Below are 12,800 nucleotides of genomic sequence, written 5' to 3' on the forward strand. Positions count from 1 at the left end.
CCATGCTGCCCATCGACATCCCGGCCGCGACCGCCTCCGAGCTCCTTCAGGCCTTCGAGTCGACTGCGCATGGCGAGTTGCTGGCACGCGGCCGCGCGACCGCCGAAGCCCGGCACGGGGAGCGCATCAGCTATTCGCGCAAGGTGTTCATTCCGCTGACCCGGCTGTGCAGGGACACCTGTGCCTACTGCACCTTCGCCACCACGCCGTCGCGCCTGAAGCAGGCGTACATGAGCCCCGACGAGGTGCTGGCCACCGCGCGGGCCGGCGAGCGCGCCGGCTGCCGCGAGGCGCTGTTCACGCTGGGCGACAAGCCAGAGCTGCGCTACGACGCTGCCCGCGAGGACCTGGCCCGCCTCGGCTACGCGAGCACCGTCGACTACCTGGAGGCCATGTGCGAACTCGTGCTGGCCGAGACCCGCTTGTACCCGCATGTGAACGCGGGCGTGATGACGGCGGAAGAGATCGCGCGGCTGCGCCGCGTCAGCGTGTCGCAGGGCCTGATGCTCGAAAGCGTGTCGCCGCGCCTGTGCGAGCGCGGCGGCCCGCACTTCGGCTCGCCGGACAAGGACCCGCAGCGGCGGCTGGCCATGATCGAGGCGGCGGGCGAGCTCGCCGTTCCGTTCACGACCGGCATCCTGATCGGCATCGGCGAGACGCGCCTGGAGCGCATCGAATCGCTGCTGGCCATCCGGTCCGCGCATGAACGCCACGGGCACATCCAGGAAGTCATCGTGCAGAACTTCCGGGCCAAGGAAAGCACCCGGATGGCCGCGTCGCCCGAGCCCACGCTGGACGACCTGCTGTGGACAGCGGCAGTGGCGCGCCTCCTTTTGCCTCCGGAGGTGCACGTGCAGGTGCCGCCCAACCTCAGCGACAGCCATCACCCGCGCCTGCTGGAGGCGGGCATCAGCGACTGGGGCGGCATCTCGCCGGTCACGCCGGACTTCGTGAACCCGGAGGCACCCTGGCCGGCGATCCGCAAGCTCGAAGAAGCGACCCGTGCCGCCGGCGGCGAACTCGTCGAGCGGCTCGCCATCTACCCGGCCCATGCGCAGGAGGCATCGCGCTGGCTGCACGAGGCACTGGCGCCGCGCGTGCGGCGCGATGTCGATGCCGACGGCTACCTGCGCGTCGACGGCTGGTCGCCCGGCACGATCGCAGCGCCTCCGGCCGTGCTGCCCCGACATGCACAAATGCCGCTGCGGCACGGATTGCAGAGCGCCATCGACAAGGCCCGCGACGGCACCCCACTCGACGAGCAGGAAATCGTCACGCTCTTCTCGGCCCGCGGCGCCGGCTTCGAGGCCGTCTGCCAGGCGGCCGACGACATGCGCCGCGCGACGGTCGGGGACGTGGTGCGCTTCGCCGTCAACCGCAACATCAACTACACCAACGTCTGCCAGCACCGTTGCCGCTTCTGCGCCTTCGCCAAGGGACAGGGACGCAACAGCCAGCGCGGCACGCCCTACGACCTGGAGGGGGGCGAGATCGCGCGCCGCGTCGCCGAAGCCTGGGCACGCGGCGCCACCGAGGTCTGCATGCAGGGCGGCATTCATCCGGACTACGGCGCCGAGACCTACCTGGCACTGTGCCGCACGGTCAAGGAAGCCGAGCCCCGCATGCACATCCACGCGTTCTCGCCGCTGGAGATCCGGCACGGTGCGCAATCGGCAGGACTCGGACTGGAGGACTATCTGCGAAGGCTGAAGCAGGCCGGTCTCGGCACCCTGCCGGGCACGGCCGCCGAGATCCTGGACGACGAGGTGCGCCACCAGATCTGTCCCGACAAGCTGACGACGGACGAATGGCTCCAGGTGATGGAAGCGGCGCACCGGGCCGGCCTGCGCAGCACCGCCACGATCATGTTCGGCCACGTCGAGCGCCCGGTGCACTGGGCCCGCCACCTGATGCGCATCCGCGGCCTGCAGGAGCGCACCGGCGGCTTCACCGAGTTCGTGCCCTTGCCGTATGTGCACATGGAAGCCCCCATGCACCGGCAGGGCCTGTCCCGATGCGGCCCGACCTTCCGGGAAGCCGTGCTGATGCACGCGGTGGCACGCTTGGCACTGCATCCGGTGCTGCCCAACATCCAGGTGTCGTGGGTGAAGATGGGGCCCGAAGGCGTGCGTGCCTGCCTGGCCGCCGGTGCCAACGACCTCGGCGGCACGCTCATGAACGAGAGCATCTCGCGCGCTGCCGGCACCGTGCACGGCCAGGAGCTTCCGCCGCAGCAGATGGAAGCGCTGATCCGCGCGGCCGGCCGCGAGCCGCGCCAGCGCACCACCCTCTACCAGGACGTTCCGCAGGAGCGGCAATGCGCGGCACGTGCTGCAGCGCCGCTCGCGCCCGTGCTGTTGACGCCCGCCGGCCGGCGCGCGCGCCTGCCGGCCCTTGCCACCTGAAAGACATTCGAATGGATCGCCAGAAATACACCATCGCCCTACTCGGAGGCACCGGCGCCGAGGGCAGCGGCATCGCGCTGCGCCTGGCGCGCGCCGGCCACCGCGTCATCATCGGTTCGCGCGACGCCGACAAGGCGGCACGCGCCTGCAGCGAACTGGCCGGGCTCGCGCCCGGCGCGGCCTTGTCGCACGACGCCAACCCCGAGGCAGCCGCGGCGGCGCAGATCGTCATCATGACCGTGCCGCACGCCGGCCAGCAGAAGACGGTCCAGGAAGTTCGGGAGCAGCTCGCCGGCAAGATCCTGGTCGACGCCACCGTGCCGCTCGTGCCGCCCAAGGTGGCACGCGTCCAGCTGCCCGAAGGCGGCTCGGCCGTCGCCGCCGTGCAGCGGCTGCTGGGCGATGCGGTGCGCGTCGTCTCGGCGTTCCAGAACGTCTCGGCCCACCACCTGCGCGACCTCGCCCATGTGCCGGATTGCGACGTGCTGGTCTGCGGCGACGACCCGGAGGCGCGCGAGACCGTCGTCGGCCTGGCGGCCGACATGGGCCTGCGCGCCTGGCACGCCGGCGCGATCGCCAACTCCGCGGCGACCGAGGCGCTCACCTCGCTGTTGATCGCCATGAACATGCGCTACAAGGTGCCCGGCGGGACCGGCATCCGCATCACCGGGCTGGAGGAGACTGCCGAGGCGCGACGCACATGAGACATCCTGTGCCGACCTTTGTCTTGGTGAGGGCGCTGGGCGCTTGATTAAGGCGTTGCGCTTGTTGTGGCGCAGGAGCAAGGCCGCCGGGCCATGACGGCGGTGCACCGGCAGTGGAGCTTCTCGCCGGACGAACGCGAGAGACTCAGGTCCTCCGTCGCCGTCCACTGAGGGAAGTCGATGCCCCAGGGGGGCGGCGATCCTGGCTATTCTTGCCGCCTCACTGCTCTTGGTGCAAACAGCGCCCATGTACGACCTTACCCAACTGAAGACCTTCATCGCCGTGGTGCAGGAGCAGCATCTCACGCGCGCCTCGGAGCGTCTGCACATCAGCCAGCCCACGGCCAGCCATCACATCCGTGCACTCGAAGAACACTTCGGCGTGCCCCTGTTCCGGCGAACCGCCCGCGGACTCGAAGTGACCTCGCACGGCGAGCGCATCGCAGAGTGGGCCGGCAATGTGGTCCAGGCGTCTCATGAGCTCGACCAGCGCGCGCGCGACCTTGCGGGCCTGCCCTCCGGCCGCCTGGCCATCGGCACGATCAGCCACGAGCAGCTCATGGAGCCGCTCTCGGCCGCCGCCCGGGCCGTGCGCGAACGCTTCACGCTGACCGAGCTCGCCATCGAGGCCGGCAACACCTGGACGATCCGGCAGGCGATCAAGAGCGGCGAGCTCGATGCCGGTGTCGTGGTCGGCACCGTGCGCAACGACGAACTCAAGTGCTATCCCCTCGGCACGCTGGACTACGTGCTGACCGGGCCCAGCGCCTGGCGCGATCGGCTCGAGAAAGCCCGTGCGACGCAGATCGCGTCGATGCCCTGGATCGTGACCGGCCGCGGCACGCCCAGCCACGAGCTCATCGAGGGCCTCTTCACGGCGGAGGGACTCGACGTGAAGGTCGCCGTGGAGGTGAACAACGCCGCGCTGCTGCGCGGGCTGGTCGCGGGAGAAGTCGGCATCGGCTTCATGCGCCACGACGAGGCCCTGGCCGGCGTGGAGGATGGCCGCTACTGCATGCTGCCGCGCTTCAGGGCCTCGCTGCCCCTGACCTTCGTGCATCAGCAGTCACGCAGCTCGGACACGGTGCTGTGCGCATTCGTGGAAACGCTCACGGCGCGCTGGGCACAAGCCTGCCGCACGCCGGCCTGAGGCCGCAGCCCGCGCAGGTCAGTGGTCCTGCAGCCGATAACAGACCCGGTACTCCGGCGCGAACCACCCTTGCGCGACCATGCGATCACGCCATGGCGTGTCAAGCGCCGCATCGCGTGCCGGCGACAGGAGCGCGCGCAGGTCGGCCAGGTAGTGCAGGGCCAGGTGCGTGAAGTCATTGCCACGCTCTGCGCGCGGGAAGCCGCGCGTCTTCAGCGCGCCAGGAACGGCCGCACGTGTCCGATAAATTCCTCCAGCTTGTCGTGGAAGACCCAGTGGCCGGCGCCCTGGATGGTGACCGACCGCGCATCGCGAAAGTGCGCGATCGATCCATCCGTTTCCGGGTCGCCGACGAAGGACTCGCCGCCGCGGATCAGCAAGGTCGGGCAGGCGATGTTGGACCACAGTGCGGCGATGTCTTCGCTGCGCAGGGGCAGCGCCTCGCGCAAGGCCTTCGAGGCGACGATGTAGGGGTCGAACTTCCAGCTGAAGCTCCCGTCCTCGTTCTGGTTCATGCCATGGACGGTGAGGTGCCGGGCCTGGTGCTCGCTCAGCCTCGGATTTTCCGAGCGCATGCGCCCGATGGCATCTTCGAGCGCGGCGTAGCGCCTGATGCCGCGCGCCGACAGCGTGTGCAGTTCCTTCACCCAATCGGTCAGGCGCGCCTGGGGCGCAATGGCCTCGCGCCGTTTCATGTCCTGCGGCGGCATGAGGAGGCCTTCCACCACCACGAGCCGATCGACCGTCTCCGGATAGGCGCCTGCGTACAGGAGGCTGCCGACACCACCCATCGAATGGGCCATCAGGGAGAAGCGCTCGAGCTTCTCCTGGCGTGCCAGCTGCGCGATGTCATAGACGAAATCGCTGACCGGGTAGCTCCCACCGGTGGCCCAGGCCGAATCGCCCGAGCCGCGCAGATCGACCGCGATGACGTGGAAGTCGTGCCGCAGGGCCTGGGCGACCCAGTCCCAGCTGCGGCAATGGTCGCGGCCGCCGTGCACGAGAAGCAGCGCAGGAGCGCCCGCATTGCCCCAGTCCACGTAGTGGAGCCGCAGGCGCTGCGAAAAGTAGTAGCGGGAAACGGGCCCGAGGGATTCCAACGCAGTTCCTTGTGAACTCATGGCGATTCTGCGGCAAGCGCGGCGGCATCCGCCTGTGCCGCGCCGGTCGTCGCCGGGATGTGAAGCGGCGAATCGTAGGTACGTCGCCACTCGCCGTCCAATCGGCTTCTCGCATCCGAGGCATCGACATTCGGAATATCGCCGTGCGCCGCGCCGGGTGATCGTCATCTCGAATGCCCGCCATCGAGACGTCGAATCCACTTGGGGCCCTGCGTGGCGCGCCGCATACTCCGCGCGTCCCCGAGCCCTGCAAGACGGCGCGCCAAGGAGTGCTTTCGGGCAAACAGCGAGGAGCGGAAGAAGTTTGCTGGTCGAGCCCCCTGGGGCAAACACAAGCCTCCGCGTGGATTGACGCTTGCTGAGCATTATGCATAATGCATTAAAAGCTATGTCTTTCACGGCTGGCCGCGTCGGCGCGGCCAGCGCTCCTCCATTCCTGACTCCTTTTCCGGTAGCTCCATGCGCAAATTGTTCGCAGCCCTCGTGTCGACCTCCATGATGCTTCCCTGCACCCCTTCAGCCCACGCGCAGCAGCCGCCGGTGCCGCCGCTGATCAAGATCATCGTTCCGTTCGCGCCGGGTGCGAGCACCGACGTGATCGCCCGGCTGGTCGCGAGCCAGCTCGGTCCGCGGCTCCAGACCAATGTCATCGTGGAGAACCGGGCAGGCGGCTCCGGCATGATCGGCGGCAGCGTCGTGGCGAAGGGGCCGAAGGACGGCTCGACACTGCTGTTCACCTCGGTCAGCATGGTGAGCACGGCCGCCACCACCCGCAATGCGCCCTTCGACGTGACGACCGACCTGGTGCCGATCGCGATGCCGGGCGTCGGGCCGCTGGTGATCGCCGTCTCGACCAAGACCGACATCAAGACGCCGGCCGAGTTCGTGGCGGCGGCCCGCGCGAAGCCCGACCAGCTCACGCATGGCACGAGCGGGGTCGGCACCATCGCCCACCTGGCGGCCGAACTGCTGAACGATGCCGCCAAGATCCAGATCAAGCACATCCCATACAAGGGCGCCTCGCTCGCGGTGACCGACACGGCCGGCGGCATCATCGATGCCATGATCGCGGTGAACACGACCTTCGCGTCGCAGATCCAGGCCGGCCGGATGCGGCCAATCGCCATCACCTCGGAGAAACCGAGCCCCGCATTCCCCAACCTGCCGCCCATGGCCACCGTGGCACCCGGCTATTCGGTCGAGCTGTGGACCGCGCTGTTCGCGCCGGCCGGCACGCCGCCCGCACTGGTGAAGCGCATCAACCACGAGGTCAACGAGATCGCCAACTCCAAGGAGATGGTGGAACTGATGCGGGGCGACGGCGCCACGCCGCTGAACGTCACGCCCGAGGAGGCGGCCAAGCGCGTGCGCGACAGCTACGCCACCTGGAAGCGCGTCGCGACCGCGAAGAACATCGTGCTGGAATGAGCTTTCCCCCGGGCTCCCCCACTTCGTGTGGTCCGCCAACCCTCTCTCCGGCGGCAACACCAGCGGCCCGGCAAGGCCGGCTCCGCGGTGTTTTCGAACGGTCCCGGCTTCGCCGGCCGCGCGGCATCGGGCGCGAAGCGCGTCGAGCGACTGAATGAGAAGCGACGAGCTGCGGCTGCGTGCCCTGCCCGGCCTGCCCGAGATCGGGCCCGGCGCGGACCTCTGCACGCTCATCCTCGACGGCCTGGCCGCCTGCAGCGAAACCCTGCAGTCCGGCGACGTGCTCGTCCTGGCGCAGAAGATCGTCTCCAAGGCCGAGGGACGGCTGATCGACTTGCGCGACGTTGCGCCCTCGGCGCAGGCCCACGCGCTGGCCGCCAAGGCCGGCAAGGACCCGCGCCTGGTCGAGCTGATCCTGCGGGAGTCGCACGAGGTGCTGCGTTGCCGCCCGGGCGTGATCATCGTCGAACACCGCCTGGGCTTCGTGATGGCGAATGCCGGCATCGATCAGTCGAACGTCGAGCAGCATGGCGATGGCATGGCGCTGCTGCTGCCGCTGGACCCGGATGCCAGCTGTGCCGCGCTGCGGCAGCAACTCTCGGCCCGCGCGGCCGCAACCCCCGCCGTCGTGATCATCGACAGCCACGGCCGTGCATGGCGGCAGGGAACCGTCGGTGTCGCGATCGGCGTATCGGGCCTGCCGGCCCTGCAGGACCTGCGCGGACAACCGGACCGGCACGGGCGGCCGCTGGAGGTCACCGAGGTCGGCCTGGCGGACGAATTGGCCGCGGCCGCATCCCTGCTCATGGGCCAGGCCCGCGAGGGCCGGCCAGTGGTGCTGGCGCGCGGCGTGCCCGGCGTCCCGGGCACCGGCTGCGCGCGCGACCTCGTGCGCCCGCGCGCGCTCGACCTCTTCCGCTGACCATGAGCATCGTGCTGGAACACCCCGACACGGCGGCCGTGGACCGCGCAGGGCTGGCACGCGCCGTGCAGTTGATCGAGGCGCGGCAGTCCGTGCGGCGCTACGCCGAGCAAGACATCGATGACGACGTGCTCGCGCAGCTGCTCCACTGCGCCACGCGGGCACCCTCCGCCCACAACCGCCAGCCCTGGCGATTCGCCGTGCTGCGCCATGACGGCGCCAAGGCGACGCTCGCCGCGGCGATGGGCGATCGCCTGCGACGCGACCGGCTCGCCGATGGCGACGGTCACGCCGAGATCGACGCGGACGTCGCGCGCTCGGCGGCGCGCATCACCGGCGCGCCGGTGGTCATCCTGGTCGCCTCCTCGCTGGCGGACATGGATGCCTACCCCGACGAGCGGCGCCGAACGGCCGAGGCGGCCATGGCCATGCAGAGCACGGCGATGGCGGTGCAGAACCTGCTGCTCGCGGCCAGCGCCGCAGGCCTGGGCGCCTGCTGGATGTGCGCCCCGCTGTTCTGCCCCGACACCGCGCGCAGGGCGCTCGCCATTCCGCTCGACTGGCAACCGCAGGCCCTGGTGACCCTGGGCATCCCGCACGGCCCGGTGAAGCGGCGGCCCCGGCGTGGCATGCGCGAGGTGGTGCGCCAGGAGGTGAAGCCATGATCCTGGCCCTGGCCGGCGGTGTCGGCGGCGCGAAACTGGTGCACGGCTTCGCGCAGGTGCTGCAGCCGCAGGCGCTGGTGGCAGCCGTCAACACCGGCGACGACTTCGAGCACCTGGGCTGGCACATCTGCCCCGACCTCGACACCGTGATGTACACGCTGGCGGGTGTCGCCAATCCGCAGACGGGCTGGGGTCTCGCCGGCGAGAGCTGGCGCTTCATGGACACGCTCGAGAAGCTCGGCGGCGAGACCTGGTTCCGCCTGGGCGACCAGGACCTGGCGACCCATGTCCGGCGCACCGGGCTGCTGCGCGGAGGTGCCACGCTGTCGGAAGTTACGGCGACGCTGTGCATGGCGCAGGGCATCGGCGTGCGCGTCGTGCCCATGTCGGATGCGCCTGTGCGAACGATGGTGGACACCGATGAGGGCGAACTGCCATTCCAGTCCTACTTCGTGCGGCGGCGCTGCGAACCCGTGCTGCGCGGGCTGCACTTCGCGGGCGCGACGGAGGCGTCGCCCTCCCCCGCCTTTCGAGCCGCTCTGGACGATCCCGGTCTGCAGGCCATCGTCCTGTGCCCCTCCAATCCCTACCTGAGCATCGACCCGACGCTGGCGCTGCCGGGCGTGCGCGACGCGCTGCGTTCGGCCAGCGTGCCGGTCGTGGCGGTGTCGCCCATCGTGGGCGGCCAGGCGATCAAGGGGCCGGCGGCGAAGATCATGCGCGAACTCGGAAAGACCCCTTCCGCGCTGGAAGTGGCGCGGCACTACGGGCCGCTGCTCGACGGCTTCGTGCTGGACCACGCCGATGCCGATGCCGCACGCGCCGTCGCCGCCCTCGGCATCACGCCGCTGGTGACTGCGACCGTGATGAAGGATGCAGGAGATCGCGCCCAACTCGCGCGCGAACTGCTGGACTTCGTCGACCGTCTTGCGAGAACTGCCGGCGCCGGGGCCGCGGCATGACCTGGCTCGTGCTGCCGGTCAAATCGATCGCCGAAGGCAAGAGCCGCCTCGCGCCGGACCTGGCGCCCGATCGTCGCCGGCAGCTCAACCTCGAGCTGCTGGAACGCGCACTCGCGCTGGCGGCGCGCTATCCGGGCGCGGTCCGCACCCTTGTCGCAAGCCGCTGCCCGGAAGTCCTCGCGCTCGCAAGGCGACAAGGCGCTGGCTGGATCGCGGAGAAGCAGCCAGGCTTGAATGAAGCCGTCGCCCAGGCATTCGCCAGCCTCGCCACTCGGGCGGGCGAACAAGTCCTGGTGATGTCGTGCGACCTGCCCCTGGCACGGGAAGACGACCTGCGCATGCTCGTGCGGCCTGGCGAAGCCACGATCGCCAGCGACCGCACCGGCACCGGTACGAACGTGTTATGCCTGCCGGCTGGCGCGCCCTTCCGGTTCCACTACGGGCCGATGAGCCGCGAGCGGCACGCCGCTCAGGCGCTCCGGCTCGGATTGCCGTGCAGGGTGGTGCAAACGCCGTCGCTGGCCTTCGATCTGGACACCCTGGACGACTACCGGGAATGGCAGAAGCGTGAAGCCACAGTCCCTGCCTGAGCCGGCGGCCGCTCAGCGCCGTGCGGCGCGGGCGGGCTTGGCTTTGCGCGAGCTCTTCGCCGCTGCCGTCCGCGCGACGCGAGGTACCTTGGGCTCGGCGACCTCTTCCGTCTCGGGCTCCGCAACAGGTGCGTTGGCCGCCTCCGTCGGCGGGCCCCAGGTGCCGGCGCGCTCGAGCGACTGGATGAGGTGCTCCGCCCCATGCATGATGTGCCGGAACATCAGCGAACGCACGGCCTCCGCATCCTTCATGCGGATCGCATCGATGATGATCGGGTGGTACTTGAGCGTGTCCGTGACCTGGCCCTCGATGCTGGCGTAGAACCTGTTGGGCAGTTGCCTGGACAGGCTGCCGAGCAGCAGCGCCAGGCGCGGCGAGCCGGCGGCGAGGTTGAGGAAGCGGTGGAATTCGTAGCCAAGCTGCACGTGCCGCTCGTCACCGGCCTTGAACGCTTTTTCATGCTCGGTATCGAGCTGCTGAAGTTTCGCGAGGTCTTCCTTGGTTATCTTGAGCGCGGCGCGCGCCGCGAGCTCGGCACCGACGATGGCCTGTGCCCAGAAGATGTCCCGCAGGTCGTCCTTGCTGAAGCTGTTGACGACGAAGCCGCGCCGCGGCAGCAGGCGGACGAAGGACTCGCTTTGCAGGAGCAGAAGGCCTTCCCGCACCGGCGTCGTGCTCACGCCAAGGTCACTGGCGATGGAGTCGATGCGCAGGAACTCGCCCGATTTGAGCTTGCCGGAGATGATCTGCTCACGCAGGTGCGAGGCGACCGAACCGGACAGCTGCAGCCCTACATCCTTGGGCCGAAGGAAAGCTTCAAATTCCAAGAGGTATCGCTCCAGAAAATACAATGGATGATATCTCAAGAATCTGGTAGAAGCCCCCCCTCCTTGCGCCGCCGTTCGTTCAGATCGCGCCCGAACGCTGCAATTGCGCGACATCCTCCTCGCTGAATCCCCAGTCGGCGAGCACCTCGCGGTTGTGCTCGCCGGGCTGCGGGGGAGGACTTTGCACGGCCGGCCGGCTGCGGCTGAAGCGCGGCGCCGGCGCCGGCTGGACGACCCCGGCGCATTCGACGAAGTTGCCGCGGGCGACCTGGTGCGGGTCCCGCGGTGCCTCTGCCAATGACAGGACGGGGGAAAAGCAGGTCTCGGTTCCCTCAAATGCCTTGCACCATCCGTCGCGGGTGCGGCTGCGAAACTTGCGCGAGAACGCCTCCTTCATCGCCGGCCAGCCGTCGCGATCGTGCTGCTCGCCGAAGTCCTCCTCGCGCAGGCCGATCACCTTCATTGTGTTGCGGAAGAAGGTTGCCTCCGTGGCACCGATGGCCACGTGGCGGCCGTCCTTCGTCTCGTACACGTCGTACCAGGGCGCGCCGGAGTCCAGCCGGTTCGAGCCCCGCTCGTCCTTCCAGTAGCCTGCGGCGAAGAGGCCGTAGATCATCGCCATCAGCGAGGTCGCGCCATCGACCATGCCGGCGTCCACCACCTGTCCCCGGCCCGAGGTCTTCGCCTCGTGCAGCGCGCACAGGATGCCGAAGGCCAGGTACATGGAGCCGCCGCCGAAGTCGCCAATCAGGTTCAGGGGGATCGAAGGCGCTCCGCCCTTGGGCCCGATGGCATGCAGCGCGCCGCTCAGCGCGATGTAGTTGAGGTCGTGGCCGGGCTTACTCGCCATCGGCCCGGTCTGGCCCCAGCCCGTCATGCGGCCGTAGATCAGCTTCGGGTTCAGGTCCATGCAGACCTCGGGCCCCAGGCCCAGGCGCTCCATGACGCCAGGGCGGAATCCCTCGATCATCACGTCGGCGTCGCGCAGCATGCGGCGCACGGCTTGCACCGCCTCCGGCTTCTTGAGGTCCAGTGCAAGCGAACGGCGCCCGCGGTACATCACGTCGAAGCGGCGGTCCACCGGCAGGCCGCTCTCGGAGGCATGCTTGCGGTCGATGCGCACGACCTCGGCGCCCATGTCCGACAGCAGCATCGCGCAGAAGGGGCCGGGGCCGACGCCGCCGACCTCTACCACCTTCAGTCCAGCCAGCGGGCCCTTGGCTTTGTTGGCGCTTGTCATTGCTGCTCCTTTGTTCGTCGTCAGCACAGCGCCAGGGTCTGTCCGCCGTCGAGCTGGATCGTCTCCCCGGTGATGAATCCTGCGTGCGCCGAGGCCAGGAAGGCCACCGTGGCCGACAGCTCCTCGGGTTGGCCCACCCGCTTCATCGGCACGGACTGGATCCGCGCCTCGAGGTTGTGGAAGGTCGAGAAGGTGGGCGTGATGACCGTCGCCGGCGCCACCGCGTTGACCGTCACACCCCTGGGGGCAAGCTCCATGGCGAGATGCTTCAGCGCGGCCTGGACGCCGGCACGGAAGATGGTCGACAGCGCGTGCCGCGGCATCGGCTGCTTGATGGATGCGGAGGTAATGGCGACCACGCGTCCCCAGCCGCTCTCCGCGACCAGCGGCACCAGCTTGCGCAGCACGAGCAGCGCCCCGTGCAGTTGCTGCTGGTAGGCCTGCTCCCAGCGCGCATCCTCGTTCTCCTGCAGGAAGTCGCGCATCGGGCTCGGCGGCCGCGGCGTGTTCAGCACGAGGATGTGGACGCCGCCGTTGCCGGCGGCCTGGGCGGCCACCCGGTCGATGTCCTCGGCGCGGGTGATGTCGCCCGCGCACGCGTCGACTTGCACGCCGTGCGCGCTCCTGAGCTGCCCGCAGGCCTCGTCCAGCTTTTTCGAATCGCGCGCGAACAGCAGCAGGTTCACGCCCTCCGCGGCAAGGCGCTCGCAAACGGCCAGGCCCAGGCCCTGGCTTCCGCCGATGACCACGGCACGCTTGCCGGAAATTCCGAGATCCATGGGACT

Annotated in this window: 12 protein-coding genes; 8 read left to right on the top strand and 4 right to left on the bottom strand. The window is 69.4% G+C overall.

Translation table 11 applies throughout. From position 1 onward, the window contains the following. The first annotated feature begins 2 nt into the window (after nucleotides 1-2). The 3 genes from cofH (at nucleotide 3) to ABEA07_RS22390 (ending at nucleotide 4,259) form a co-directional block, all read left to right on the top strand. Nucleotides 3-2,405 (top strand): 5-amino-6-(D-ribitylamino)uracil--L-tyrosine 4-hydroxyphenyl transferase CofH, encoded by a 2,403-nt coding sequence (cofH, locus tag ABEA07_RS22380; protein ID WP_345540636.1) that lies wholly within the window; start codon nucleotides 3-5, stop codon nucleotides 2,403-2,405. 11 nt (nucleotides 2,406-2,416) lie between these two features. Next, complete coding sequence (gene npdG / locus ABEA07_RS22385; protein ID WP_345540637.1) at nucleotides 2,417-3,109, top strand: NADPH-dependent F420 reductase; 693 nt, start codon at nucleotides 2,417-2,419, stop codon at nucleotides 3,107-3,109. 247 nt (nucleotides 3,110-3,356) lie between these two features. Further along, on the top strand, nucleotides 3,357-4,259 hold the full coding sequence (locus tag ABEA07_RS22390) for a LysR family transcriptional regulator (protein ID WP_345540639.1): 903 nt from the start codon (nucleotides 3,357-3,359) through the stop codon (nucleotides 4,257-4,259). Nucleotides 4,260-4,471: 212 nt separating this feature from the next. Here ABEA07_RS22390 and ABEA07_RS22395 read toward each other — a convergent pair whose 3' ends face one another. Further along, nucleotides 4,472-5,380, bottom strand: a complete 909-nt coding sequence (locus tag ABEA07_RS22395; protein WP_345540640.1) for an alpha/beta fold hydrolase — start codon at nucleotides 5,378-5,380, stop codon at nucleotides 4,472-4,474. A gap of 459 nt (nucleotides 5,381-5,839) precedes the next feature. Between ABEA07_RS22395 and ABEA07_RS22400 the strand changes: the two genes are divergently transcribed. From ABEA07_RS22400 to cofC, 5 genes are all read left to right on the top strand, one after another. Then, nucleotides 5,840-6,808 carry a Bug family tripartite tricarboxylate transporter substrate binding protein gene (locus ABEA07_RS22400; RefSeq protein WP_345540642.1) on the top strand — a complete coding sequence of 323 codons (969 nt, stop codon included), beginning with the start codon at nucleotides 5,840-5,842 and terminating at the stop codon, nucleotides 6,806-6,808. Nucleotides 6,809-6,962: 154 nt separating this feature from the next. Then, a complete protein-coding gene (gene cofE / locus ABEA07_RS22405; RefSeq protein ID WP_345540644.1) occupies nucleotides 6,963-7,730 on the top strand; it encodes a coenzyme F420-0:L-glutamate ligase in 768 nt (255 codons plus the stop codon). A 2-nt stretch (nucleotides 7,731-7,732) separates the two neighbouring features. After that, nucleotides 7,733-8,395 carry a nitroreductase family protein gene (locus ABEA07_RS22410; protein ID WP_345540645.1) on the top strand — a complete coding sequence of 221 codons (663 nt, stop codon included), beginning with the start codon at nucleotides 7,733-7,735 and terminating at the stop codon, nucleotides 8,393-8,395. Continuing rightward, nucleotides 8,392-9,357 carry a 2-phospho-L-lactate transferase gene (cofD, locus tag ABEA07_RS22415; protein ID WP_345540646.1) on the top strand — a complete coding sequence of 322 codons (966 nt, stop codon included), beginning with the start codon at nucleotides 8,392-8,394 and terminating at the stop codon, nucleotides 9,355-9,357. The genes ABEA07_RS22410 and cofD overlap by 4 nt, the downstream gene beginning before the upstream one ends. Further along, complete coding sequence (gene cofC, locus ABEA07_RS22420; protein ID WP_345540647.1) at nucleotides 9,354-9,947, top strand: 2-phospho-L-lactate guanylyltransferase; 594 nt, start codon at nucleotides 9,354-9,356, stop codon at nucleotides 9,945-9,947. The genes cofD and cofC overlap by 4 nt, the downstream gene beginning before the upstream one ends. 12 nt (nucleotides 9,948-9,959) lie before the next feature. Here the strand turns inward: cofC and ABEA07_RS22425 are convergent, their stop codons facing one another. From ABEA07_RS22425 to ABEA07_RS22435, 3 genes are all read right to left on the bottom strand, one after another. Further along, the gene (locus tag ABEA07_RS22425) at nucleotides 9,960-10,775 is read right to left on the bottom strand and encodes a GntR family transcriptional regulator (protein ID WP_345540648.1); all 816 of its coding nucleotides are present in this window, start codon (nucleotides 10,773-10,775) and stop codon (nucleotides 9,960-9,962) included. A 79-nt stretch (nucleotides 10,776-10,854) separates the two neighbouring features. Then, nucleotides 10,855-12,015 (bottom strand): CaiB/BaiF CoA transferase family protein, encoded by a 1,161-nt coding sequence (locus ABEA07_RS22430; protein ID WP_345540650.1) that lies wholly within the window; start codon nucleotides 12,013-12,015, stop codon nucleotides 10,855-10,857. 20 nt (nucleotides 12,016-12,035) lie between these two features. Further along, on the bottom strand, nucleotides 12,036-12,794 hold the full coding sequence (locus ABEA07_RS22435; protein ID WP_345540651.1) for an SDR family oxidoreductase: 759 nt from the start codon (nucleotides 12,792-12,794) through the stop codon (nucleotides 12,036-12,038). Between the last annotated feature and the right edge of the window lie 6 nt (nucleotides 12,795-12,800).

The sequence above is a fragment of the Variovorax defluvii genome (assembly GCF_039541515.1).
GTDB classification, from domain to species: Bacteria; Pseudomonadota; Gammaproteobacteria; order Burkholderiales; family Burkholderiaceae_C; genus Variovorax; species Variovorax defluvii.

Bases quoted from the DNA above. Each gene is read 5' to 3' on its own strand.
- cofH (WP_345540636.1), top strand. From the start codon at position 3: ATGCTGCCCATCGACATCCCGGCCGCGACCGCCTCCGAGCTCCTTCAG.
- npdG (WP_345540637.1), top strand. From the start codon at position 2,417: ATGGATCGCCAGAAATACACCATCGCCCTACTCGGAGGCACCGGCGCC.
- ABEA07_RS22390 (WP_345540639.1), top strand. From the start codon at position 3,357: ATGTACGACCTTACCCAACTGAAGACCTTCATCGCCGTGGTGCAGGAG.
- ABEA07_RS22395 (WP_345540640.1), bottom strand. From the start codon at position 5,380: ATGAGTTCACAAGGAACTGCGTTGGAATCCCTCGGGCCCGTTTCCCGC.
- ABEA07_RS22400 (WP_345540642.1), top strand. From the start codon at position 5,840: ATGCGCAAATTGTTCGCAGCCCTCGTGTCGACCTCCATGATGCTTCCC.
- cofE (WP_345540644.1), top strand. From the start codon at position 6,963: ATGAGAAGCGACGAGCTGCGGCTGCGTGCCCTGCCCGGCCTGCCCGAG.
- ABEA07_RS22410 (WP_345540645.1), top strand. From the start codon at position 7,733: ATGAGCATCGTGCTGGAACACCCCGACACGGCGGCCGTGGACCGCGCA.
- cofD (WP_345540646.1), top strand. From the start codon at position 8,392: ATGATCCTGGCCCTGGCCGGCGGTGTCGGCGGCGCGAAACTGGTGCAC.
- cofC (WP_345540647.1), top strand. From the start codon at position 9,354: ATGACCTGGCTCGTGCTGCCGGTCAAATCGATCGCCGAAGGCAAGAGC.
- ABEA07_RS22430 (WP_345540650.1), bottom strand. From the start codon at position 12,015: ATGACAAGCGCCAACAAAGCCAAGGGCCCGCTGGCTGGACTGAAGGTG.
- ABEA07_RS22435 (WP_345540651.1), bottom strand. From the start codon at position 12,794: ATGGATCTCGGAATTTCCGGCAAGCGTGCCGTGGTCATCGGCGGAAGC.